A 23,807-nucleotide genomic window follows, 5' to 3' on the forward strand; every position below is an offset into this window, starting at 1 on the left:
CATACCGGGTGCCCATGGTACGAAGAGGGCGCGCGCCGACCCGGACGCGCGCCCTCTCCTCGTCCTGTGCGGGGTGTCAGGTCACCGCGCAGGACTGGTCACCGAGCTTGAACGCGGTCGGCTCGCCGTTCGTCCCCGACCAGCTTCCGGTGAAGCCGAAGCTCACCGACGAACCCGCCGCCACCGTGCCGTTCCAGCCGATGTTCCGGGCCGTGACCGCCGACCCCGTCTGCGTATGGGTGGCGTTCCAGAGCTGGGAGACGCTCTGGCCGTCGGGGAAGGTCCAGCCGAGCGCCCAGCCGGACCAGGCGCTCGCGCCCGTGTTGGCGAGCCGCACGTCCGCCTGGAAGCCGCCCGACCACTGGTTGGTGATCGTGTACGTCACCGCACACGCGCCCGTCGGCTCGGGGTCCGGGTCCGTACCGCCGCCCCCACCCCCGCCGCCTCCCGTGTCGGAGGAGTCGCCGTAGACGACCCCGCGCCCGTTCGTCGCGATGTAGACCCGCCCGTACACCCTCGGGTCACCCGTGATCGCCGCACCCGTCCAACCCCACTGGTGGGCGTCGTCGTTGATGCGGGTCCAGGTCGCGCCCTTGTCCGTCGACCGGAAGATGCCGCGTACGCCACCGATCTTGGCGCTGGTGTAGAGGGTCTGGTACGAGGCTCCCGTCGCCGCCTTGCCGAAGCCGATCGTGTCGGCCTGCTCGACACCGGAGAGCTTCGTCCAGGTCGCGCCGGCGTCCGTCGAGTGCCACAGCCCGTAGGCCCCGTCCGTCGCGCCACCGGCCAGCCAGACGTCGCCCTTCACCCCGGGCAGCGCCTTGAACCGGACGCTGTCCCCGCTGGGCAGGTTGGTCGCGTTCGACGCGGTGAAGGTCGCCCCGCCGTCCGTACTGACGTAGAACTTCCCGGACTTGAAGCCGTAGAAGGTCTTCGGGTCCACCCGGTCGGACTCCACGATCGCGTCGGCCGGGATGCCGCTCGACGCCGACCACGCGGTGCCGAAGCCGGTCGTGTACTGCACACCCGTGCCCGCCGGACTCCACACGAACCGGCTGCCGTCCGAGGCCGCGGCCACCGTGCCGCCGCCGCTCACGCCCGACGGATCGGTCCCCGCGAACCAGTTGGCGCCGTTGTCCGTGGAGAACGCGATGTGCGGGCCGGAGTCCAGATTGCCCACCCGCACCACCGTGTTCGGGTTGGACTCGGCGTAGTCCAGACTGGTCGTCGTCGTGAAGTTCGGCTGGGTGAACATCATCGACGGGACCTTCGTCAGATCCGTGTGCCGGAAGCCACCGATGTCCCCGAGCGCGCTGAGCAGCGGCGCGCCGGACGGGGGAGAGGCCAGATCGAGGACGGCCGTCTCCTCCAGCCCCCGCACCATCGGCTTGATGGTGAACTGGCTGCCGTCGTCCCAGTTCCCCAGGTTCTCCGTGCCGTAGATCGTCGCGCCGGTCCCGTACATCATCCGGTCGGAGTCGAACGGGTCGATCTCCAGCGCCTCGGTCATCCAGCCGAGTTTGGGTGACTGCTCGGGCGGCGACGGGTTGGCGCCCCAGGTCAGCCACGGGGACGAGGACACGTCCATGGTGTAGCGGTTCGAGCGGTTGGGATACGACGTGTAGTCCCAGGCCCTGGTCCAGGTGGCGCCGCTGTCCGTGGAGCGGAAGATCTGCGTGTCCGGCCACCAGGAGCTGTACGCCGTCGCCATGACCGTGCCCGGGTCCTGCCGGTCGACGGTCAGCCCGCTGAAGCCGTAGTAGGTGTCGGCCTCCGCCACCGGGCTGACGTTCGTCCAGGTGCCCGTGGCGGTCGCGTACCGCCACAGCTGTCCCTTGCCGCCGTCGTACGGTCCGCCCTTGTCGCTGTAGGACAGGTACAGATGGCCGTTCACGGTGTCGAGGACGCCCTTGTGGGCCAGATGGCCGGTCGGCTGTCCGGCCAACCGCGACCAGGTGGCCCCCGCGTCCGTGGACCGGTACACCGCGTTGTCCTTGTCGGCGACCCCGACGTAGAGGGTCCGCGTGGCGTTCCCGGCGGTGCCCGTCGACTCGTCGAAGGTGACCCAGACGATGCCCTGGTTGTCGCTGGAGTAGCCGCTGGTGTCGGACGGATCGGCCACGTAGTTGCCGACGTTCGGGAAGTTGGTCACCTGCGACCAGGTGACCCCCGAGTCCGTGGACCGCCACAGCCCCTTGCCGCTGGGCGCGCCCAGGTAGAGCACGCTGTTGCGGTGGGGGTCCACGGCCAGCCGTTCGCCCATGCCCCGCCCCGGCATGTTCCCGCCCAGCTTGAACGGCAGGCCGGTCTTCTGCCAGCTGGCTCCCCGGTTCGACGACCGCAGGATCGCCCCGTTCCCCGGGTCCCAGCTGTTGGTGTACGTCCCGGCCGCCACGTACACCTTGTCCGGATCGACCGGGTCGGAGGCGAGGCTCACGACACCGGTGTGCCCCCAGTCGTCCCAGCCGACGGAGTCGAGCAACGGGGTCCAGGTCTTCGACGACTCCACCCAGCGATAGGCGCCGCCGATGTCGGTGCGGGCGTACGCCAGGTCGCGTTCCTTGCGGTTGAAGACGATGCCGGGGACGAAGCCGCCGCCGTCGATCCGGGCGTTCTTCCAGGTATAGGTGTCGGCGGCGAGAGCCGCCGGCTTCTCGGCCCTGTCGGCGGCCAACGCGGGTGGGGATCCGGCGAGAAGGCCGGCCGCGAGGGCCAGGACGGTGGTGAGGATGCGGGTTCTTCGCACAGCGGGGGTCCTCTCCTGACTGTGGGGGGAAAGATCCCCGCGCCCCCGAAGGGGCGCGGGGAACTGCGCGACCAGCCACGAACGGTCCGCGGCTGTCATACGTCCTCCGCGGTGCTACTCCAGAAGCTCCGCGTACGAACCCATGGCCAGGGCGATGTCCGCCTGGGCCCAGAACCGGTGATACGTGAACGAGGGCGCGGCCCCACCGGCCAGATACGCCTCGATCTTCGACCAGGCCGGATCGTCCTCGTAGAACGACCGGATGGAGGCGAAGGTCGAGTTCGAGTCGATGGTGTCGCCGTTCGGCATCTTCCCGGTCCACCCGCTCGGCACGTACACCCGGTCGTCGAACCGGTTGTAGTCCGCCCGGGTCTCGGGGACCGCGATCCCCAGCCCGTCCTGGTGGTGGTCCCACATGCCGTCGAGCAGCGCCTTGGCGACCCGGGCCGCGTCCGCGTCACCGGAGCGGTCCGCGTAGTACGTGAGCGTCTTGGCGTACGCGGCGGCCACACCCACGTCGTCGGTGTAGTCGGCCACGGTCACGTGGAGCCCCGCGTTCGCACCGGGACTCGACGCGTTCCAGGTGTCCGGCGCGCCCGACCACTGCAGCGTCGACGGGATCCGGTAGGTACCGTCCGGATTGATCGTCGTCTTGGAGAGCGCCCAGTCGACCCACTTGTCCAGGACCGTCTTCGCGGCGGCGTTCCCCGTCTGCTGGTAGTACTCGGCGACCCGCTCCATGGACCACGCCTGGAAGCCGAACCACTGGTTCGACGGCGGGTCGTGGTACACCGGCTTCGAGTCGTAGAACATGCCGTAGAAGGTCGGCGTCCCGGCCGGGGGAGTGGCGTACCGCCCCGCCCAGCTGTTGGTGGCGCCGCCCGCGATGCCGCCCTCGTTCGACTGCAGCCAGCGGTAGAACTCGATCTGCCGGTCGAGGGACTTGGCCCAGTCCGCCTGCCCGGTCGACGACTTGGGCTTCAGCGGGGCGTAGTTGGCGAGGGCATGGGCGGCCAGCGGGTTCTGGTAGCCGCCGTGCGTGTGGCTGGAGCCGATGCGCCAGGCCCAGCCGGCCGCCGTGTCGGTGGCGCCGCCCCACGCGTAGTACCAGGACATCAGGTAGTGCGAGGCGTCCTTGCCGGTGCCGGCCGGGCAGGACGTGGCCCCCACACAGTTCCCGATCTTCTTGAAGTACTTGTCGTACATCGAGTAGCGCAGATAGTCGCCCATCTTCGCGGCCTTGCCGATGGTCGCGGAGACGTCCGCGCCCTTGCCCTGCTGCTTGGCCCAGATGTCCGCCCAGTACGCGGCCTGCACGGCCCGCGCGTCGGCGTCCGGCGCGTTGGTGAACTTCCACTGCTTGGCGTACTGCGCGTCACCGGTGAACAGGTCCAGGTACCCGTTCGGGCCGCCGTACTTGAACTGGTCGCAGGTGGGCTGCGGGACGGTCTCCCACACCGACTCCTGCGGCCCGCGCTGGAAGGTGTTGATGTACGACGGGCCGGTGTCCGTCGGCCCCGCCTCGCACTTGCCGGGCGAGTTGCCGTAGCCGTAGACGTTGTCGACGTCCTGCAGCCAGTGCATGCCGTACACGTCGTCCGTGCCGTACGCGCTCTTCAGCTCGGCGGCGATGGGGTCCGGACCGACCGAGACACCGGTGTTGAGCTGCGCCGGATACTCGTTGGGTGTGTCGTGTTCGGGGGCGTACGTCGCCGGCTTGGAGGCGTTGTAGAAGGAGTTGGTGGGCTGGTCGGGCTTGGTCGGGATCATGTACTTCTCCATGATCTCCCAGGCCCCGTTGAACTTGGACCAGTCGCCCGTCACCTTGCCGTACATGGCCTGGAGCCACAGGAGGTAGCTGTACGCCTCCGAGGTGGTCTCATGACCGTGGTCCGGCGCCTCGACCATCAGCGTCTCCACCGAGTGGTACGGGATGCCCTCGGGAGAGAAGTAGCCGTTGGCCGGGTTGGTGATCTTGCCGTAGAGCTCCAGGAACCGCTCGTCGTACTCGCTCGACGCGGCCAGCTGGGTCACGGTCACCGAGGCCTTGGCGTGGCCGGTGGCCGTCGAGTCGAAGACGGCCGAGCCGGTGCCCGAGGCGTTCGCGGTCACCGTCACCTTCTGGGCGGTGCTCCAGTTCGACGGCGTGAAGGTCAGCGACCCGCCGCCCGTCACCGACAGTCCGGTGTTGCCGGACGCCCGCGCGGTCGTCACCGTCACGTTGCCGGACGGCTGGGTCGAAAGTTTCACGTCGTACGTGCCCGACTGGCCCTGGCGGACGCCCAGTTGGGTCGGCGAGACCACCACGGCGGGACCCGAGGCGACCGTGATGCCGACCGGCGTGGAGTTCGCCGACGCGCCCAGGCTGTCGTACGCCTTGGCCACCAGCGAGTGACTGCCCACGCCCAACCCGGTGGCGGAGTACGTGTACGGCGAGCTCGTGTCGGTGCCCAGCAGCGTGGTGTCGTCGTAGAACTCGACCTTCGTGATCGTCGCGCTGTCCGCGGCGGCGGCGGTGGCCGCCATCGGGACGGCCGTGCCCTGCGAGTACACCGCGCCCGGCGCCGGGCTGGTCAGGACCGTGATCGGCGGCTGGTGCGCGCCCACGCACGTGGTGCCGTTGATCGCGAAGTTGGTCGGCGCCGCGTTCGTGCCGCTGTACGTGAACTGGGCGCCGGTGGTCACCGCGGCCCCGACGGCGATGGTGCCGTTCCAGGAGGCGTTGCGCGCGGTCACCGTCTTCCCGGACTGTGACCAGGTGCCGCTCCAGCCGCTGGTGAGCGTCTGGTTGCCCGTGTAGTCATAGGTCAGGGTCCAGCCGCTGATGGCCTCGGTGCCACGGTTGGAGAGGGTGAGCTCCGCGGTGAAACCGGAGCCCCAGTCGTTGGTCTTGTAGTCGACGTTGCAGGCGACTGCCGCCGCGCTGGCGGGAGTCGAGCCCGTACCGAGCATCGTCAAGGGGAGGGTGAGGGCCGCGACCACGGCCGTCCACAGGCGCCGCGAGGCATGGCGTCTCCGTCTGGGGTGCATGCTCTGGTTCCTTCCGTGCGGCTCTTGCGAAGGTGGGGGCGGAGCAGCAACAACAAGCCTTGAACCAGTGGGAGCGCTCCCATATTGAGGAGGAGGGCCCTAGGGGTCAAGGTGTTTGAAGAGTCGAAAAGATTCGATCACGCAGAAAAGATTCGTCGAGCGCAATAACGCAACACCTCTGTCTTTTACCGTCACTTGGCGCTACCTTCACCAGCACCAGTGGGAGCGGTTCCATCAGTCGACGCGCTCGTCCCAGGCGTGTCCGAGCTGCGAGGAACGCTCCGCGCACACCCCCAGCGTTCAGTTCTTTTACTCGCCTCGGCGACAGCGCGACGACTCCTCCTCGTACACCCCACTACGGAAGAGGAACCCGCACTCATGAGCCGTATCAGAACAGCACTCCTCGCGGCGATGGCGCTGGTCGCCGGCGCCGCCGGGACCGCCGTGGCCGCGGTGCCCGACGACGTCGGCGCCCAGGCGATCCCCTGCACGGTCGACTACAAGGTGCAGAACCAGTGGTCCACCGGCTTCACCGCCGCCGTCACGGTCACCAACAACAGCGCCGCCAAGTCCTCGTGGGCCGTGAAGTGGTCGTACGCGGGCAACCAGCAGGTCACCAGCGGCTGGAACTCCCGGATCACCCAGAGCGGCACCTCCGTGACCGCGGCCAACGAGTCCTACAACGGCACGCTGGCCACCGGCGGTTCGGTCAGCTTCGGCTTCCAGGGCTCCTACAGCGGCACCAACGCCCTCCCGACGACCTTCACGCTCGACGGCGTGACCTGCAACGTCGACGACGGCGGCGGAGGCGGCACCGACCCGGGCCCGGGCACACCGGGCGCGAAGGTCGACAACCCGTACACCGGCGCCAAGGTGTATGTGAACCCGGAGTGGTCCGCGAAGGCCGCCGCCGAGCCGGGCGGCAGCCGGATCTCCAACCAGCCCACCGGTGTGTGGCTGGACCGGATCGCCGCCATCGAGGGCGTGGGCAGCGGCATGGGCCTGCGCGACCACCTCGACGAGGCGCTGCGCCAGAAGGGCTCGGGCGAGCTGACCATCCAGCTGGTGATCTACAACCTGCCCGGCCGTGACTGCGCCGCCCTCGCCTCCAACGGCGAGCTCGGCCCGACGGAGATCGACAAGTACAAGACGCAGTACATCGACCCGATCGCGGCCATCCTCGCCGACTCGAAGTACGCCGGCCTGCGGATCGTCACCACGGTCGAGATCGACTCGCTGCCGAACCTGGTCACCAACACCGGCAGCCGCCCGACGGCCACCCCCCAGTGCGATGTCATGAAGGCCAACGGCAACTACGTCAAGGGCGTCGGCTACGCGCTCAACAAGCTCGGTGACGTGCCGAACGTCTACAACTACGTCGACGCCGGCCACCACGGCTGGATCGGGTGGGACGACAACTTCGGCGCCTCCGCGAACACCTTCAAGGAGGCGGCCACGGCCGAGGGCGCGACGGTCAACGACGTCCACGGCTTCATCACCAACACGGCGAACTACAGCGCCCTGAAGGAGAACAACTTCACCATCAACTCGACCGTGGGCGGCACCTCCGTCCGTGAGTCGAAGTGGGTCGACTGGAACCGCTACGTCGACGAGCTGTCCTTCGCCCAGGCCTTCCGCAACCAGCTGGTCTCGGTCGGGTTCAACTCGAACATCGGCATGCTGATCGACACCTCCAGGAACGGCTGGGGCGGCAGCGCACGGCCCAGCGGTCCCGGCGCCACGACCAACGTGGACACCTTCGTCAACGGCGGCCGCTACGACCGCCGCATCCACATCGGCAACTGGTGCAACCAGTCCGGGGCCGGCCTCGGCGAGCGGCCGAAGGCCTCCCCCGAGCCGGGTATCGACGCCTACGTGTGGATGAAGCCGCCGGGTGAGTCCGACGGGTCCAGCTCCGCCATCCCGAACGACGAGGGCAAGGGCTTCGACCGCATGTGCGACCCGACGTACACGGGCAACCCGCGCAACGGCAACAACCTGTCCGGCGCGCTGCCGAACTCGCCGCTCTCCGGGCACTGGTTCTCCGCCCAGTTCCAGCAGCTGATGCAGAACGCGTACCCCGCGCTCTGAGTCCACTCGCATGAACCGGTCCGCCAGGGGTCAGTCACGCTTCCCCCACCCCTGGCGGACCGGTGGCATGTCCGTGTGGGCCACGTCACGATGAGGGAGGTGGGCGGGTGCGATGAGTTCCGGGCGGCGCGGCGGTCTGCATCGCCGTAAGCCCGTGACGGTACGAGAAAAGAGAACCCCATGCGCGTCGTGATCTGCGAGTTCATGAGCCTGGACGGTGTCGTGCAGGCGCCCGGCGGTCCCGACGAGGACACCGAGGGCGGGTTCACCCATGGCGGCTGGACCCACCCCTTCTTCGACCCGGAGGTCGTGGGCGGTGCCTGGGACGCCGCGCTGGAGAAGGCCGACGCGCTGCTGTACGGCCGTCGCACCTGGCAGGCCATGGCCGGGGCGTGGCCCGGCCGCGCGGGCGACCCCTTCGCCGACCGGATGAACTCCATCCGCAAGTACGTCGTGTCCTCGACGCTCACCGACGCCGAACTGACCTGGGCGAACACCACGCTCGTCCCGGGCGCGGAGGCGGTCGCCGAGATCCGCAGGCTGCGCGAGACCGAGGGGGGCGACCTGCTCGTCATGGGCAGCCCGACCCTCGCCCGCACCCTGCTCCAGGAGGGGCTCGCCGACGAGCTCGTCCTGATCGTCATGCCGGTCCTCCTCGGCGGCGGAAAGACGATCTTCCCCGGTGACGGCGCCAAGCACACCCTGGAACTGGTCTCCACGACCACCAGCGGCACGGGCGCGAACGTCTGTGTGTACCGGGTGGCGGAGCAGGGCTGACCGCGCTGGATCGGCACAGGCGAATTGCCGATACGGCAAGAGAGCTGGCGCTTCTCCGGTGTGTCGGAGCAGGCTGACGGCACCCGGAAGAGAGGCTCACCGTCATGGGACAGCATCACCACGGCCAGGATCCGCACCGGCCCGCACGCCAGTGCGCGCAGGGCCACGGCCACGGCCACGAGCACGGCCCCGCCCACACCGACCTCGACTGGGCCGAGCTGGCCGAGTATCTGGTGGGGCAGGCGGAACTGTTCGCGCCGCTGAACCGGCAGGCCGCCGCGTGGGTCGCCACGCGGCAGCCCGAGCCGGGGCTGGTCGTCGACCTCGGCAGCGGCCCGGGGGTCATGAGCTGTCTGCTGGCCGAGACGTTCCCCGGTGCCCGGGTCGTCGCGCTGGACGGCTCCGGGCCCCTGCTGGAACGGGCGCGGACTCGTGCGCGGGAGCTGGGCCTCGCCGACCGGTTCGGCACCCTTGAGGTGCAACTCCCGGGCGGCGTGGAGGACTTGGACTACCCGGCCGACCTGATGTGGGCCAGCCGCAGTCTGCACCACCTCGGCGACCAGCGCGCCGCCCTCGCCGCCTTCGCCGAACGCCTCGCGCCCGGCGGCACGTTGGCCGTCGTCGAGGGCGGACTGCCCAGCCGGTTCCTGCCGCGTGACATCGGCATCGGCCGCCCCGGACTGCAGTCCCGGATCGACGCGGCGGAGGACCGGTGGTTCACCGAGATGCGCGCCTCGGTGCCCGGCAGCGTCCCGGAGACCGAGGACTGGCCGGGGCTGCTCACCGCCGTGGGTCTGCGCGACGCCACGTCCCGCACCTTCCTGCTGGACCTGCCGGCCCCGGTCGACGAGGCCGCCCGCGCGTACGCCGTGAGCCAGTTCCAGCGCGCCCGTGGAACGCTCGCGGACTTCCTCGACGCCGACGACCTCTCCACGGTCGACCGCCTCCTCGACCCCGACGACAAGGCCGGCGTGCACCACCGCACGGACCTCTTCGTCCTCGCGGCCCACACGGTCCATGTCGCTCGGCGGTGACGAGCCGCTCGCCCCGTGAAGTCCCTGGGCTCCGGCGGTACTTGACTTCGAGAGTGCTCCAAGTGATGGACTCCGCAGGTCGGCCGGGGCTCACCCGGTCGGCCGGAACCACAGGGGGATTTCCATGACCGACGCACCAGTGGCGCTCATCACCGGCGGATCCAGCGGCATCGGGGCCGCCGTCGCCCGGCAGTTGCTCGACCTCGGCCACCGGGTGGCCGTCACCGGGCGCAGGGCCGAGCGGTTGCGGGCGTTCGCCGTCGAACTCGGCGAGCCCGAGGGGCTGTTGACCGTCCCGGGGCACGCGGCCGAATACGCGGACGTACAGGCGGCGGTGGACGCCACGCTGAAGGAGTTCGGGCGGATCGACACGGTCATCGCGAACGCCGGCTTCGGCACCCACGACACGGTCGCCGAGGGTGATCCGGCCGGGTGGCCGGAGATGGTGCTGACCAATGTGCTCGGCCCCGCCCTGCTCGTCCGGGCGTCCATCGACGCCCTCAAGGAGACCCGGGGGCGGATCATGCTGGTCGGCAGCGTCGCCGGGTTCATCCACGGGCCGGGGAACATCTACGGGGCGACGAAGTGGGCCGTCACCGGGCTCGCCGAGAACACCCGGCGTCAGGTCACCGAGTGGGGGGTGGGGGTGACGCTGATCGCGCCCGGCCGGGTGGAGACCCCGTTCTGGGACAGCTACGGCGCTCTCCCGCCCGGGCATCTCCTCACCGCCGACCAGATCGCCGACTCCGTGGTCTGGGCGATCCGCCAGCCGGCCGGGGTCGACATCAACACCGTGGTCGTACGGCCCATCGGCCAGCCGGTCTGAGCGCGGGCGCCGCGCCCCGCCACGGCCCACCACGCCGGACGGACGAGACCGCCCCTCGGACGGATTCCGACGGGCGGTCTCGTGGCGTCCCGGCGAGCGGGCGTCGGCCGAGGGATGCCGGCCGGCGCGTGCCGGCCGGCGGCCCCTGGATCAGGCCTGGTTGAACGTGGCCGGGTCCGGGCCGATGCGACGGTCCTCGTTCAGCGCGCTGATCGCGGCGATGTCCTCGGTGTCCAGGGAGAAGTCGAAGACCTCGATGTTCTCCTTGATGCGGGACGGGGTCACGGACTTGGGGATGACCACGTTGCCCAGCTGGAGGTGCCAGCGCAGCACCACCTGGGCGGGGGTGCGGCCGTGCTTCTGCGCGATCGCGATGATCGCCGGGACCTCCAGGAGCCCCTTGCCCTGGCCGAGCGGCGACCAGGCCTCGGTGGCGATGCCCTGCTCCGCGTGGTACTCGCGGGCGGCGAGCTGCTGGAGGTGCGGGTGCAGCTCGATCTGGTTGACGGCCGGGATGACGTTCGTGGCCTCGATCAGCGTCTCCAGGTGCTCCGGAAGGAAGTTGGAGACGCCGATGGCCTTCGCGCGGCCGTCGGCGTAGAGCTTCTCGAACGCCTTGAACGTGTCGACGAAGGTGCCCCGGGCCGGCAGCGGCCAGTGGATCAGATACAGATCCACGTACTCCAGGCCGAGCTTGTCCAGGGACTCGTCGAAGGCGCGCAGGGTCGAGTCGTAGCCCTGGTCGCTGTTCCAGAGCTTGGTGGTGACGAAGAGGTCCTTGCGGGCGACGCCGGCCTTGGCGAGGGCCTTGCCGGTGCCCTCCTCGTTGCCGTAGATCGCGGCGGTGTCGATGCTCCGGTAGCCGGCCTCCAGGGCGGTGGTGACCGCCTGCTCGGCCTCGTCGTCCGGCACCTGCCACACGCCGAAGCCCAGCTGGGGCATCTCGACGCCGTTGTTCAGGATGATCGGGGGGACCTTGCTGCTCACGAGCTCTCGATCCTTTAAGTCGTCGGGTGGTACTTCCCATCGTCAACGATCACGGCGCGCGATGCATTCCTGAGCGGCTCGCTCGCACGCCGAATCGCAGAATGGCCGGAAATGGATCCGGCGGTTCCAGCGTATCGGTCTGGACCATTGACCGGACACGGTCACACGTGGAGTCTGTCCCTTGCCGCGACGCACGTCGGTGAATATCAATCACGTACGTGAATGGATGGCTCATGACCCCCACACGAAGGAACGTTCTGGGCGCCGCGCTCGGCGGTGCCGCGGCGGCCGCCGTCGGGCTGCCGGCCCCCGCCGCGCACGCCGCCTCCTGGCAGTTGAAGTGGTCCGCCTCGGCGAGCGCCGACGGGCTGCGCGCCTTCGAGACCCTGGAGGACGACCGCGCCGACTCCCACACCTCGGCCGCGCCGCACATCCGCGCCACCGGCGACACCTGGCGGTTCGACATGCACACCGTCGACCGGGACACCTCCACCGACCGCCAGCGCCACGAGGTCACCGGGCTGCGGACCGGCAGCGGCTTTCTGCGCTGGACCGAGGGCCAGACCTGGCGGGTCACCTACCAGATGTACATCCCGGCCTCGCTGCAGGCGACCACCAGCTTCACGCACATCATGCAGATGAAACAGCCCGGCGCCGGCACCTCGCCGCTCGTCGTGCAGTCCCTGCGACGGGTGAACGGGGCGCAGACCATCGAGTTGAAACTGCCGATCGACGACATCCTCGTCGGCCGCACCGATCTGGCGCCCCTGCACGACTCCTGGGTCGACGTCGACTTCCAGGTCAAGGTCGGCAACGGCTCGGCCGGCTCGGTGCGCTGGATGCTCAAGAAGGGCTCGACCACCCTCATCGACGCCTCCCGCGCCGGCGTCGACACCTTCCTGGCGGACCGGCTGCGCCCCAAGTGGGGCATCTACCGCTCCCTGGGCGACAGTTCGGGTTCACTGCGGAACTGTCACCTGCTGCTGCGGAACATGCGGGGCTACCAGCTGGTCTGAGCGGCGCGGGGGGGGCGATCGGGATCACGCCCGGTACAGCGCCTCGACCTCGGTCGCGTACGCCTTCTCGATCGCCTTCCGCTTCAGCTTCAGCGAAGGCGTCAACAGACCGTGCTCCTCGGTGAACTGGTGGGCGAGGATCCGGAACGTACGGATCGACTCGGCCTGCGAGACCAGGGTGTTGGCGGCGACCACCGCCCGCCGCACCTCGGTCTCCAGCTCCGGGTCGCGCACCAGCTCGGCCGGCGACAGCTTCGCCTTGTGGTGCATCTGCAGCCAGTGCTCGACGGCCTCCCCGTCCAGGGTGACCAGGGCGGCGATGTACGGGCGGTCGTTGCCGACGACGATGCACTGGGCGACCAGCGGATGGTCGCGCACCCGCTCCTCCAGGATCGCGGGGGAGACGCTCTTGCCGCCCGAGGTCACCAGGATCTCCTTCTTGCGCCCGGTGATGGTGAGATAACCGTCCTCGTCGAGGGAGCCCAGGTCGCCGGTGGCGAGCCAGCCGTCGTGCAGGGTCTCGTCGGTGGCCTTCTGGTTGTTGAGGTAGCCCTGGAAGACGTTGGGGCCGCGCAGCCAGATCTCGCCGTCGTCCGCGATGTGCACGGTCATGCCGGGGATGGCCTGGCCCACGGTGCCGTACCGGGTGCGCTCGGGCGGGTTGGCGGTGGCGGCGGCCGTGCACTCCGTCAGGCCGTACCCCTCGAAGATGTGGACGCCCGCGCCCGCGAAGAACAGGCCGAGCCGGCGGTCCATCGCCGAACCGCCGGACATCGCGTACTTGATCCGGCCGCCCATGGCCTCACGGATCTTGCCGTAGACGACCTTGTCGAAGAACTGGTGCTGCATCCGCAGCCCCGCCGACGGGCCGGGGCCGATGCCCCAGGCCCGTGCCTCCATCGCGTCGGCGTACTTCACGGCGACCTCGACGGCCTTCTCGAACGGGCCGGCCCTGCCCTCGCGTTCGGCCTTGCGCCGGCTCGCGTTGAAGACCTTCTCGAAGATGTACGGCACCGCGAGGAAGAACGTCGGCCGGAAGGCGGCCAGGTCGGGCAGCAGGACGGCCGCGTTGAGCTGCGGCTGATGACCGAACTTCACCTTCCCCCGGATGCCCGCGACCTGCACCATCCGCCCGAAGACGTGCGCGAGCGGCAGGAACAGCAGCGTCGCCGCCTCGTCACCCTTGCGGGACTTGAACAGCGGCGCCCACCGCTCGATGACCGTGTCCGCCTCGACCATGAAGTTGGCGTGCGAGATGACACAGCCCTTGGGGCGGCCCGTCGTGCCGGAGGTGTAGATGATCGTCGCGACGGACTCGGGTGTCACCGCGCGGCGGTGCCGGTGCACCATCTCGTCGTCGAGGTGCGCCCCCGACTCGTACAGTTCCTGGACCGCGCCGACGTCCAGCTGCCAGAGCCTGCGCAGCTGCGGGAGCCGGTCGATGACCGTGGCGATCGTCATCGCGTGGTCCTCGTGCTCGACCATGGCCGCCGTGCACTGGGAGTCGTAGAGCATCCAGAAGACCTGCTCGGCGGAGGAGGTCGGGTAGACGGGGACGACCTGGGCGCCGACGGTCCACAGCGCGTAGTCGAAGAGAGTCCACTCGTAGCGCGTACGGCACATGATGGCGACCCGGTCGCCGAACCGGATGCCCTGCGCCAGCAGACCCTTCGCCAGTGCGAGGACCTCGTCGCGGAACTCGGCGGAGGTCACGTCGCGCCACTCGCCCCGCTCGTCCTTGCGGCCGAGCGCGATGTACGTCGGGTCCTCCTGGGCGTACTCGAAGACGACGTCGGCCAGACCGCCCACCGGCGGCGCCGACGCCAACGGGGGGTTGGTGAACTCGCGCAAACCCGCTCCTCGTGGCGCTCCGCACAGCGCGTGAAAGCTACCTCACCGGGGGAACGGGCGGGAGGGTTGTGGAGGGGGCGCATTGGGAGGTGCGACAGGCGGCGGCACCGGAATACACACGCAGATGGGGAGGTCTCCGGCGCAATTCCTGACGCATCAGTAAGTTTCGGTACCGTAATCTCCACCGAACCCGCACGCTCCGATGACGGTGCGTGTCCACGAGGACACGGTTCGACCTGGGTAGACGCGAGGACCGTTCAGGTTCGCCGCGTCCGCCAGGTCGGCCGTCGCCGCGCCCGTCACACTGCCCGCGCGCGGCCGTGGAGCCGGTCGCCGCCGGCGAGGATGGCCGCCGCGAGGGCGTCGGCCGCGCTCGTCGCCGCTCCCGGACGCCGGCCGTGGACGAGGACGAAGTCGACCTCGCCGAGTTCCGGCAGCCCGGCCCGCTCCGGAACGCGGACCAGACCGGGAGGCACCAGACGACGGGAATGCGCCATCACGCCGAGGCCCGCGCGGGCGGCGGCGATGAGCCCGTTGAGGCTGCCGCTGGTGCAGGCGACGCGCCAGGCGCGGCCCTCGCGCTCCAGCGCCTCCATGGCCAGGGCCCGGGTGATGCCCGGCGGCGGATAGACGATCAGCGGGACCGGGCGGTCGGCGTCGAGGCGGAGCCGCTCCGCGCCGATCCACACGAGCCGGTCCGTCCAGACGGGTTCGCCGCGGGGGTCCTCGGGGCGGCGCTTCGCCAGCACCAGATCGAGCTTGCCCGCCGTGAGCCGCTCGTGCAGCGTGCCCGACAGCTCGACGGTCAGTTCCAGGTCCACCTCGGGATGGTCGTGCCGGAAGGCCTCCAGGATCTCCGGGAGCCGGGTCAGCACGAAGTCCTCCGAGGCGCCGAAACGCAGCCGTCCGCGCAGCCGGGTCCCGGTGAAGAACGCCGTCGCCTGCTCGTGCACCTCCAGCAGCCGCCGGGCGAAGCCGAGCATCGCCTCGCCGTCCTCCGTCAGCTCCACGGAGTGCGTGTCCCGGGAGAACAACTGCCGCCCGGCCGCGTCCTCCAGCCGGCGTACGTGCTGGCTGACCGTGGACTGCCGCAGCCCCAGCCGCCGGGCGGCCTGGGTGAAGCTCAGGGTCTGGGCCACGGCGAGGAAGGTGCGCAGATGGGAGGGGTCGTACACGACCGCCACCCTACCCGCTTATCGCAGAACGCGATGACAGTCAGAGCGGTATGAAGGATTCCCGATCAAGGGCCGGGAGAGGACGATGGAGAGGGGCCTTCCGGCCCCCGATACACCCGCATCGACAGCACGTGGAGCACCGTGAAACGCCTGAAGTGGCCGAGTTGGATGCCGATCGACCCGTACATCCTGCTGTTGCTCGGGACGGTGGGCGTCGCGGCGCTCCTCCCGGCGCGGGGTACGGCCGCCGACGTCGCCTCGGGGGCGTCCACGGCCGCGATCGCCTTTCTCTTCTTCCTCTACGGCGCCCGGCTCTCCACCCGCGAGGCGCTCGACGGCCTCAAGCACTGGCGGCTCCACCTCACCGTCCTGGCCTGCACGTTCGTCGTCTTCCCCCTGCTGGGCCTGGCGGCCCGCGGCCTCGAACCGGTGTTCCTGAGCCCCTCCCTCTCCACCGGGCTGCTCTTCCTCACCCTCGTCCCGTCGACCATCCAGTCCTCGATCGCCTTCACCTCGATGGCCCGGGGCAACGTGCCCGCCGCGATCTGCGCGGGCTCCTTCTCCTCCCTCGCGGGCATCGTCATCACCCCGCTCCTCGCGGCGAGCCTGCTGGGCGGCAGCGCGGGAGGCTTCTCCGCCGACTCGCTGCTGAAGATCGTGCTCCAGTTGCTGGTGCCGTTCGTCGCGGGACAGCTCGCCCGCCGCTGGATCGGCGGCTTCGTCACCCGGCACAAGCGGATCCTCGGCCTCGTCGACCGGGGCTCCATCCTCCTCGTCGTCTACGTCGCCTTCAGCGAGGGCATGGTGCGCGGAATCTGGAGCCAGGTCAGCCCGCTGCGACTCGCCGGTCTCCTCGTCGTCGAGGCGGTCCTGCTGGCGGTGATGCTGCTGCTGACCTGGTACGGCGCCAAGGCCCTGCGGTTCGGCCGGGCGGACCGGATCGCCATCCAGTTCGCCGGCTCCAAGAAGTCCCTCGCCTCCGGACTGCCCATGGCGAGCGTCCTGTTCGGCCCGGAGGCCTCCCTCGCCGTCCTGCCGCTGATGCTCTTCCACCAGATGCAGCTCATGGTCTGCGCGGTCATCGCCAAGCGCCGCGCCCACGACCCGGTGGAGGAGCAGGAGGTCACGGAGCAGCAAGACGAAGCGATACGAACCTCGGTCGGTACAGGGACGCGTTCCGGGTGATGTTCAGCTGCGCCGCCGCCGCGTCGGCGTCCAGCCAGTTGACGTCGTAGCTGAGCACCAGCCGCCCGTCGTCGCCGACCGCCCGGTGCGCCTGCGGGTTGTACGCCGCGACACCGCTCTTCGGCAGCGGGGGACTGAACCCCTCGGTGGGCCCGTGCCAGGGCCCGGTGGGGGAGCACGCCCAGTACGCGGTCACGGTCGTCAACCCCGCCGTCCCGGCAGCCATGGTGAACAGCACATAGGTGCGCCCGTCCCGGACGACCGTGAAGGCGCTGCCGACCCCCTTGTCCTCCCCGTTCCCGAGCACCGCGGCGGGCCGCCCCCGCACCGCCCACCGCGAGCCGTCCCAGTACTCCCACGCCCCCGGCTCCCCGAGCCTGCCGCGCGGCACCCGCGCCACGTACGCGTGGGAGGTCGGCCGGGAGGCGGCCTGGGCGTCGGTGCCGCCGAAGACGTACGTCCAGTCGCCCGCGTCCACGGCCGTCGTCCCGAACAGCACCCGCCGGGCCGGGTCGGTGACCGCCCCCTGGTCCAGCACCGTCGTGATCCCCTCCAGCCGCAGCCCGGGCAGCGACAGGGTGGCGACCTCGGTCGCGGTCGGCACCCCGTAGATCCACGGCGACCGTCCCGCCGTACGGGTCCACAACAGCACCCGGACGACCTTCTCGTCCGAGCCGGGGGAGCGGGGCTCGACCCGGGCGGCCACCGGCCAGCGCCACTGCTGCGGGGACGGGTCCGGGAAGACGGGCGCCGGGAGCGTCGCCTCGAGACGGCCCGCAGGGGACATCACCACGGCCGAGTTGCGCACCAGGGGCGTCGACACGTCCCGCCAGGTGACCGATTCGCCGGCCGGGTTGGGCGGCGGGTGGACCTGGCCCAGATAGGTGTCCGAGAACAGCCACAGCACCCGCCCGTCCGGGAGCCGCACGGAGTGGGTGCCGTCGCCGCCGGTCCAGTCGTCGGCGCGCGTCGCGTCGTCGCCGTACCGGGTGAACTCGCCGGTCAGGGCGGTGTCCGGGGTCCAGTCCCGGACCGTTCGGGCCGTGCAGGCGATGCCGCCCTCCCGGTCGTCGTCCGGGAGGGCGGTGAGCAGCACGGCGGCGAGGGCCAGGACCAGGGCCAGGATCAGGACCGGTCCGGCCCCCGTGCGCTGTCGTGCTGCCGCGTCGTCGGGCACGGGAGGGACGTTAGTTGCCCGCGTCCACCCGGTCCATGGGCAGTCGCAGGATCTCGCCGCGCGTCGCGGTATCCGTCGGGGCGAGACGGGCCACTTCCGTGTCGCTCAACGCCCGCCCGTACAGGCGCACGTCGTCGATCGCGCCGGTGAAGTGGGCCCGGCTGTCGACCCGTTGTCCGATGTGCACCCCGAACGGCGAGTTCCGGCTGACCGATCCGGGGACGTCGGCGGTGCTGAACGCGGTGCCGTCGACGAAGAGGGTGAGCTGCCCTCCCTCACGCTCGGCTGCGCTCGCGCGGGAGGTACCTCCGTCGCGCCGCAGCACGAGCCGGTGCCACGCCCCGTCGTTGTACGCGCCCGTGGACCGCACGGAGGCGGTCCGGGGCGGCGAGGCCCCGTCCCGCACGGTGATGAGCCCCGTCAGCCGCCCGGACGCCGGCTCGCCGCGCAGCCACACCTGGGGCTGTGTGGTCCCCACACCGCCCATCCACAGCATCGGCTGTTCCCCGGTGGTCGCCGAGTACCGGAACCAGAGCGAGGCGGTGAAGTCCCCGTCTCCGAGCGGGAGTCGCGACCGGTACGGCAGCCGTACGGCGTCGTCGGCGCCGTCGAACTCGAGCGCGCCGCCGACCACACCGTCCGTGGGCCGGGCGCCGCCGAGCACGGCGGCCGGTCTGCCGCCGGGCGCTGTGTCCGGCGTCGTCGGGTCGGGGCCCCGGCGGGGCTTCAGCCAGTCCTCCGTGAACCGGGCGAAGCGGATCTCGTCCCGGGCGTCGGCCGCGCCGCCCTCGTACAGCAGCCCGACGACATCGTTGCCGGCCCGGCCGCCGTCGACGCGGACCAGGTCCGAGTAGCCGGACCAGTCCGTGGTGACGACCGTGCCCCGGTCCACGCTCTCCCAGGTGCGTCCGCCGTCGTACGAGGAGCGGATCGCCATCGTGCGGCGGCGGTCGGGGTCGGCCGGACCGGCCAGCAGCATGCGGTCGCCGAGGCGCAGCAGGGAACCCTGCACCTGGGGCGTGTAGAGGTCCGGGAGCGCCCGGAAGGGGGCGGCGAAGGTGGTGCCGCCGTCCCGGCTGACCGTCTGGCTGCGATGGCCGAGGTCGGTGCCGTCCTGCTCGCGTCCGCTGACCAGTACCGAGCCGTCGCCGCGCTCGGTGAGTGTCAGCTCCGACGGCTTCTGGCGGAAGGTTCCGTCGTCCGCGACCGGCCAGCTGTCCGTGGCACCGATCCGCCAGTTCTCCCCGCCGTCGTCGCTGGTCACGAGCGCCGCGTGATTGGCGGTGACGCGGCCGTCGGCCCACGTCTCGGCGTTGACGCCGAGCACGAGCCGGCCCGCGTGCCGCCCCCGGGTGAGCTGGATGCCGTGCACGGGACCGGTGGCGTACCAGGAGTTCCAGTCGGCCGGGCGGATCTGGTCGCTCAGACCGCGTGGCTCGGACCAGGTCAGCCCGTCGTCGTCGCTGTACTGCAGATGCGGTGTGCGGTCGCACGGGACGTCGCAGCCGGCGCTGTCCAGGCGGCCCGTGTTGTACGTCTCCGCCAGCACGATCCGGCCGGTCTCGCGGTCGACCACCGGTGCGGGGTTGCCGTGGGTGTCGCCCCGGCCCTCGTTGACGACCCGCAGCGGGCCCCAGGTGCGGCCCCCGTCGGTGGACCGCTTCACGACGAGGTCGATGTCCGCCGCGTCCCCGCAGTTCAGGACGCGGCCCTCGGCGAAGGCGAGCAGGGTTCCGGCGGTCGTCCGGACGATCGCCGGGATGCGGAAGCAGGCGTAGCCGGGGTCCTGGGAGGCCTTGAAGAGGATCTGCTGCTCGAATTCGGGCGCGGCGGGGGTGGGTTGGGGCGCGGCCCCGGCGGGGTGGGAGAGGGCGAGGAGGGCGGTGGTGGTGAGCAACGCCGTGAGGGACGAGGCGAGGGACGTGGTGAGGGAGGAGATGCGGGGGGAGACGCGGGGGGAGCGGAGAGGTGATCTGAGCGGGGATCTGAGACGTGCGCGAAGAATCGACGGCACGGTGCGGCCAGCCCTTCATCCGTCTGGGGGGATGGGACATCGGACGTCCCACGTCCGATGTGCGGCCACGACCGTACGTGGGGGTGCTGGGGCTCACAAGAACCGTGCGGGGGATGGGCGTGTTTTCGCTGGAGGGGATGGGGGGTTGGATGCGTCGACGGGTGCGGGTGGGTGGGGGTGGGGCTTCTCGCGCAGTTCCCCGCGCCCCTGAACAGCCCTGGGGGCGCCCCACGCTGCCGAAAGCGCGGTGAAAGACGGGGCCCCGAGGGCGCAGGGGGCGCTCCCCGCCGCAAGGGGCCCCGCCGCCGTGTAGCGGGAGCGCCGCTCAGCCCTGGTCGGCCCCGGCCGCGGCCCGCAGAGCGATACGGTGCTCGCCCGCGTACACGTTCATGGAGGCGCCCCGCAGGAAGCCCACCAGCGTCAACCCGGACTCCACCGCCAGGTCCACCGCGAGCGACGACGGCGCCGACACCGCGGCCAGCACCGGGATCCCGGCCATCACCGCCTTCTGCGCCAGCTCGAACGAGGCCCGCCCCGACACCAGCAGCACCGCCCGGGACAACGGCAGCTCACCGCTCTGCAGGGCCCGCCCCACCAGCTTGTCCACCGCGTTGTGCCGCCCGACGTCCTCCCGTATGTCGAGCAGCTCGCCGGCCTCGCTGAACAGGGCCGCCGCGTGCAGACCCCCGGTCCGGTCGAAGACCCGCTGCGCCGCGCGGAGCCGGTCGGGGAGGCCCGCGAGGAGTTCCGGGTCGAGCCGGACCGGGGGAGCGTCGCCGCCGTGGGTGTCGTCGACGGCCCACCGGGCGGTCGTCCGGACGGCGTCCAGCGACGCCTTGCCGCACAGCCCGCAGGACGAGGTCGTGTACACGTTGCGTTCGAGGGTGATGTCGGGGACGACGACCCCGGGCGCGGTCCTCACGTCCACCACGTTGTACGTGTTCGCCCCGTCCGCCGTCGCCCCCGCGCAGTACACGATGTTCTGGAGGTCCGACCGCTCGGCGAGCACCCCCTCGCTGACCAGGAACCCCGCCGCCAGGGCGAAGTCGTCGCCCGGGGTGCGCATGGTGATCGCGAGCGGCTTGCCGTTCAGCCGGATCTCCATCGGTTCCTCGGCGACGAGCGTGTCCGGGCGGGTGGAGACCGCGCCGTCCCGGATGCGGATCACCTTGCGTCGTTCCGTGACTCGTCCCATGTCGTGTCTCAGTCCCGGTTCTGTACGTGCTGGTAGCCGAAACGGCCCTTGATGCAGAGGTTGCCGTGGGTCACCGGGTTGTCGTGCGGCGAGGTGACCTTCACGATCTCATTGTCCTGCACATGGAGTGTGAGGTTGCAGCCCACACCGCAGTACGCGCACACCGTGGTCGTCTCCGTCTGCGCCGCCTCGTCCCAGGTGCCCGCCGCCCGCATGTCGAACTCCGACTTGAAGGACAGCGCGCCCGTCGGGCACACCTCGATGCAGTTGCCGCAGTACACACAGGCCGAGTCGGTGAGCGGGGCGTCGTGCTCCACGGCGATCCGGGCGTCGAAGCCCCGGCCCGCGACGGAGATCGCGAACGTGTTCTGCCACTGCTCCCCACAGGCGTCCACGCACTTGTAACACAGGATGCATTTGTCGTAGTCCCGGACGTACAGCTCGTTGTCGACCTTCGGCTCCTCGTTCAGCCGGGCCGCGTCCGGGCCGAAGCGGTCCGGTTTCGCCTCGTACTCCTTGATCCATCCCGCGACCTTCGGGGTCGTCGAGAGATCGACCGACGACGCGAGGAGTTCCAGCACGATCTTGCGGCTGTGCCGGGCACGTTCGGTGTCCGTCCGCACCTCCATGCCGGGCTCGGCCTTGCGGGAGCAGGCCGGGACGAGGGTCCTGGCGCCCTCGACCTCGACGACACAGACCCGGCAGGCGTTCTTCGGTGTGAGGGTGTCGCCCTCGCACAGGGTGGGCACGTCCTTGCCTGCGGCCCGGCAGGCGTCCAGGATCGTCGAGCCCTCGGGCGCCCGCACCGGCTCCCCGTCGAGGGTGAACTCCAACAGCCGACGCGGCACTCCCAGCGGGATCACGGTCATTCGTAGGCCCCCAGACGGTCGATGGCGGATTCCACGGCGTTCCAGGCGGTCTGCCCGAGACCGCAGATGGAGGCGTCCCGCATGGCGCGGCCGACCTCCCTGAGCAGGGCGATGTCGTCGGCCGCGGCCGCCCCGGTCCGCTCGGCGATCCGGTGCAGCGCCTCCTCCTGTCGTACGGTCCCGACCCGGCACGGCACGCACTGCCCGCAGGACTCGTCGCGGAAGAACTCCGCGATCCGCAGCAGCAGCCGGGGCAGCGGGACCGTGTCGTCGAAGGCCATCACCACCCCCGAGCCGAGCGTGGTGCCCGCCTCCCGCGTCCCCTCGAAGGTGAGCGGGATGTCCAGCTCGTCGGGGCGTACGAAACCACCGGCCGCGCCGCCGAGGAGGACGGCCCTGAGGCGGTCCCGTACCCCGGCGAGCGTCAGCAGGTCGCCGAGGGTGGCCCCGAAGGGCAGTTCGTAGATGCCGGGCCGGTCCACGCTGCCGGAGACGCAGAACAGCTTCGGCCCGGTGGAGCGGCCGGTGCCGATCGCCGCGTACGCCGGGGCGCCCAGGTCAAGGATCGGCAGCACGTTGACGAGGGTCTCGACGTTGTTCTCCACCGTCGGCTTGCCGAACAGGCCCTTCTCCACCGGGAACGGCGGCTTGGAGCGCGGCTCGCCCCGGTACCCCTCGATGGAGTTGAACAGCGCCGTCTCCTCGCCGCAGATGTAGGCGCCCGCGCCCCGGCGGATCTCGATGTCGAAGGCGTAGCCCTGCCCGAGCACGTCGTCGCCGAGCAGGCCCCGGGCGCGGGCCTGGGCGAGGGCGTGCTCCAGTCGGCGCAGGGCCCGGGGGTACTCGCCCCGCAGATACAGGTAGCCCCGGTGCGCGCCCGTCGCGTACCCCGCGATCGTCATCGCCTCGATCAGGGAGAAGGGATCGCCCTCCATGAGCACCCGGTCCTTGAAGGTGCCCGGCTCGGATTCGTCCGCGTTGCAGACGAGGTAGTGCGGACGGTCGGGCTGCGACGCCGTGGCCTGCCACTTCCGGCCGGTGGGGAAGGCGGCGCCGCCCCGCCCGACCAGGCCCGAGTCGGTGACCTCGCGGATGACCCCGGCGGGCCCGAGCTCGAAGGCCCGGCGCAGGGCCGTGTAGCCGCCGTGGGCCCGGTAGTCGTCGAGCGAGGACGGGTCGACGACGCCGACCCGGCCCAGCAGGGTCAACGACGGGTCCCCGGCCTGGGGAACCGCCATGGCCGCCGGTGGCTCCTCGTCCGCCGAGTCGGGCGCGCTCGCCGCGAGGACGGCCGCCTCGACGGTCGCCGGCGCCGCCACGGCGGTACGCACCGGGTCCCCGGCCCTGATCGCGAGGGCGGCCGGCGCGCGCTCGCACAGCCCGAGGCACGGGCTCCGCTCCACGCTCACCCCGCTGCCGGGGCCGAGGCGGGCCTCGGCCCCGGCACACAGCTCCGCGGCCCCGGCCGCCGCGCACGCCAGGTCCGTGCAGACGTGCAGCACGGTCGCCGGGCGTGGCTCGACCGAGAACATCGCGTAGAACGTGGCCACGCCGTACGCCTCCGCGGGTGGCACGGTCAGCCGTCGGCAGAGGTAGTCCAGCGCGCCCCCGCTGATCCAGCCGATCCGGTCGTTGACGGCGTGCAGCCCCGGCAACAGCAGGTCACGGCGCTCCCGGGCCTCCCGGCCGCCGCGGGCCCACCGGAGGTCGGCGGCTCGCATCTCGTCGCGGGCCGCGCCCTCCCAGGAGGACTCCGGCGGCCCGAGCAGCGCGTCGACCGCCGCCTTCTCCTCGTCCGTGGGCTTGCTGTCACCGAAGCGCAGGTCCACTTGTG

Annotated in this window: 16 protein-coding genes; 6 read left to right on the forward strand and 10 right to left on the reverse strand. The window is 71.0% G+C overall.

Features of this window, described 5'->3' with window-relative positions:
• Positions 1–76 precede the first annotated feature (76 nt).
• On the reverse strand, positions 77–2,746 hold the full coding sequence (locus RM704_RS05105) for a cellulose binding domain-containing protein (protein ID WP_033529755.1): 2,670 nt from the start codon (positions 2,744–2,746) through the stop codon (positions 77–79).
• Positions 2,747–2,860: 114 nt separating this feature from the next.
• Positions 2,861–5,776, reverse strand: a complete 2,916-nt coding sequence (locus RM704_RS05110) for a glycoside hydrolase family 48 protein (RefSeq protein WP_033529754.1) — start codon at positions 5,774–5,776, stop codon at positions 2,861–2,863.
• A gap of 378 nt (positions 5,777–6,154) precedes the next feature.
• Between RM704_RS05110 and RM704_RS05115 the strand changes: the two genes are divergently transcribed.
• The 4 genes from RM704_RS05115 (at position 6,155) to RM704_RS05130 (ending at position 10,504) form a co-directional block, all read left to right on the forward strand.
• Positions 6,155–7,867, forward strand: coding sequence for a glycoside hydrolase family 6 protein (locus RM704_RS05115; protein ID WP_311589724.1), 1,713 nt, complete (start codon positions 6,155–6,157; stop codon positions 7,865–7,867).
• A gap of 180 nt (positions 7,868–8,047) precedes the next feature.
• Positions 8,048–8,644, forward strand: a complete 597-nt coding sequence (locus tag RM704_RS05120) for a dihydrofolate reductase family protein (protein WP_033529752.1) — start codon at positions 8,048–8,050, stop codon at positions 8,642–8,644.
• Between the two features lie 104 nt (positions 8,645–8,748).
• Entirely contained in the window at positions 8,749–9,678 is a 930-nt protein-coding gene (locus tag RM704_RS05125) for a class I SAM-dependent methyltransferase (protein WP_033529751.1), read from the forward strand.
• A gap of 124 nt (positions 9,679–9,802) precedes the next feature.
• Positions 9,803–10,504 (forward strand): SDR family oxidoreductase, encoded by a 702-nt coding sequence (locus tag RM704_RS05130; RefSeq protein WP_033529750.1) that lies wholly within the window; start codon positions 9,803–9,805, stop codon positions 10,502–10,504.
• Positions 10,505–10,654: 150 nt separating this feature from the next.
• Here the strand turns inward: RM704_RS05130 and RM704_RS05135 are convergent, their stop codons facing one another.
• On the reverse strand, positions 10,655–11,491 hold the full coding sequence (locus RM704_RS05135; protein WP_033529749.1) for an aldo/keto reductase: 837 nt from the start codon (positions 11,489–11,491) through the stop codon (positions 10,655–10,657).
• A 233-nt stretch (positions 11,492–11,724) separates the two neighbouring features.
• On the opposite strand from RM704_RS05135, the gene RM704_RS05140 reads away from it, so the two are divergent.
• Positions 11,725–12,507, forward strand: coding sequence for a hypothetical protein (locus RM704_RS05140; RefSeq protein WP_033529748.1), 783 nt, complete (start codon positions 11,725–11,727; stop codon positions 12,505–12,507).
• Between the two features lie 24 nt (positions 12,508–12,531).
• Here the strand turns inward: RM704_RS05140 and RM704_RS05145 are convergent, their stop codons facing one another.
• Positions 12,532–14,358 (reverse strand): AMP-dependent synthetase/ligase, encoded by a 1,827-nt coding sequence (locus RM704_RS05145; RefSeq protein WP_033529747.1) that lies wholly within the window; start codon positions 14,356–14,358, stop codon positions 12,532–12,534.
• Between the two features lie 299 nt (positions 14,359–14,657).
• On the reverse strand, positions 14,658–15,533 hold the full coding sequence (locus RM704_RS05150) for a LysR substrate-binding domain-containing protein (RefSeq protein WP_033529746.1): 876 nt from the start codon (positions 15,531–15,533) through the stop codon (positions 14,658–14,660).
• 141 nt (positions 15,534–15,674) lie between these two features.
• Between RM704_RS05150 and RM704_RS05155 the strand changes: the two genes are divergently transcribed.
• Entirely contained in the window at positions 15,675–16,718 is a 1,044-nt protein-coding gene (locus tag RM704_RS05155) for a bile acid:sodium symporter family protein (RefSeq protein ID WP_078937280.1), read from the forward strand.
• Here the strand turns inward: RM704_RS05155 and RM704_RS05160 are convergent.
• The 5 genes from RM704_RS05160 to RM704_RS05180 form a co-directional block, all read right to left on the reverse strand.
• Complete coding sequence (locus RM704_RS05160; RefSeq protein WP_033529744.1) at positions 16,657–17,895, reverse strand: DUF5005 domain-containing protein; 1,239 nt, start codon at positions 17,893–17,895, stop codon at positions 16,657–16,659. The two genes, RM704_RS05155 and RM704_RS05160, sit on opposite strands and share 62 nt — an antisense overlap.
• Before the next feature lie 10 nt (positions 17,896–17,905).
• Positions 17,906–19,834: an exo-alpha-sialidase gene (locus RM704_RS05165; RefSeq protein WP_033530004.1), complete on the reverse strand. Its 1,929-nt coding sequence runs from the start codon at positions 19,832–19,834 to the stop codon at positions 17,906–17,908.
• A gap of 400 nt (positions 19,835–20,234) precedes the next feature.
• Positions 20,235–21,104, reverse strand: a complete 870-nt coding sequence (fdhD, locus tag RM704_RS05170; protein WP_033529743.1) for a formate dehydrogenase accessory sulfurtransferase FdhD — start codon at positions 21,102–21,104, stop codon at positions 20,235–20,237.
• An 8-nt stretch (positions 21,105–21,112) separates the two neighbouring features.
• A complete protein-coding gene (locus RM704_RS05175) occupies positions 21,113–21,973 on the reverse strand; it encodes a 2Fe-2S iron-sulfur cluster-binding protein (protein ID WP_033529742.1) in 861 nt (286 codons plus the stop codon).
• The gene (locus RM704_RS05180; protein ID WP_033529741.1) at positions 21,970–23,802 is read right to left on the reverse strand and encodes an NADH-ubiquinone oxidoreductase-F iron-sulfur binding region domain-containing protein; all 1,833 of its coding nucleotides are present in this window, start codon (positions 23,800–23,802) and stop codon (positions 21,970–21,972) included. Before RM704_RS05180 ends, RM704_RS05175 begins: the two co-directional genes overlap by 4 nt.
• Positions 23,803–23,807: the final 5 nt, after the last annotated feature.

This window comes from Streptomyces gottesmaniae (assembly GCF_031845845.1).
Classification (GTDB): domain Bacteria; phylum Actinomycetota; class Actinomycetes; order Streptomycetales; family Streptomycetaceae; genus Streptomyces; species Streptomyces akebiae.

Excerpts from the sequence above, each read along its gene's own strand:
- RM704_RS05125 (WP_033529751.1), top strand. The coding sequence starts at position 8,749 with ATGGGACAGCATCACCACGGCCAGGATCCGCACCGGCCCGCACGCCAG.
- RM704_RS05140 (WP_033529748.1), top strand. The coding sequence starts at position 11,725 with ATGACCCCCACACGAAGGAACGTTCTGGGCGCCGCGCTCGGCGGTGCC.
- RM704_RS05110 (WP_033529754.1), bottom strand. The coding sequence starts at position 5,776 with ATGCACCCCAGACGGAGACGCCATGCCTCGCGGCGCCTGTGGACGGCC.
- RM704_RS05130 (WP_033529750.1), top strand. The coding sequence starts at position 9,803 with ATGACCGACGCACCAGTGGCGCTCATCACCGGCGGATCCAGCGGCATC.
- RM704_RS05175 (WP_033529742.1), bottom strand. The coding sequence starts at position 21,973 with ATGACCGTGATCCCGCTGGGAGTGCCGCGTCGGCTGTTGGAGTTCACC.
- fdhD (WP_033529743.1), bottom strand. The coding sequence starts at position 21,104 with ATGGGACGAGTCACGGAACGACGCAAGGTGATCCGCATCCGGGACGGC.
- RM704_RS05120 (WP_033529752.1), top strand. The coding sequence starts at position 8,048 with ATGCGCGTCGTGATCTGCGAGTTCATGAGCCTGGACGGTGTCGTGCAG.
- RM704_RS05115 (WP_311589724.1), top strand. The coding sequence starts at position 6,155 with ATGAGCCGTATCAGAACAGCACTCCTCGCGGCGATGGCGCTGGTCGCC.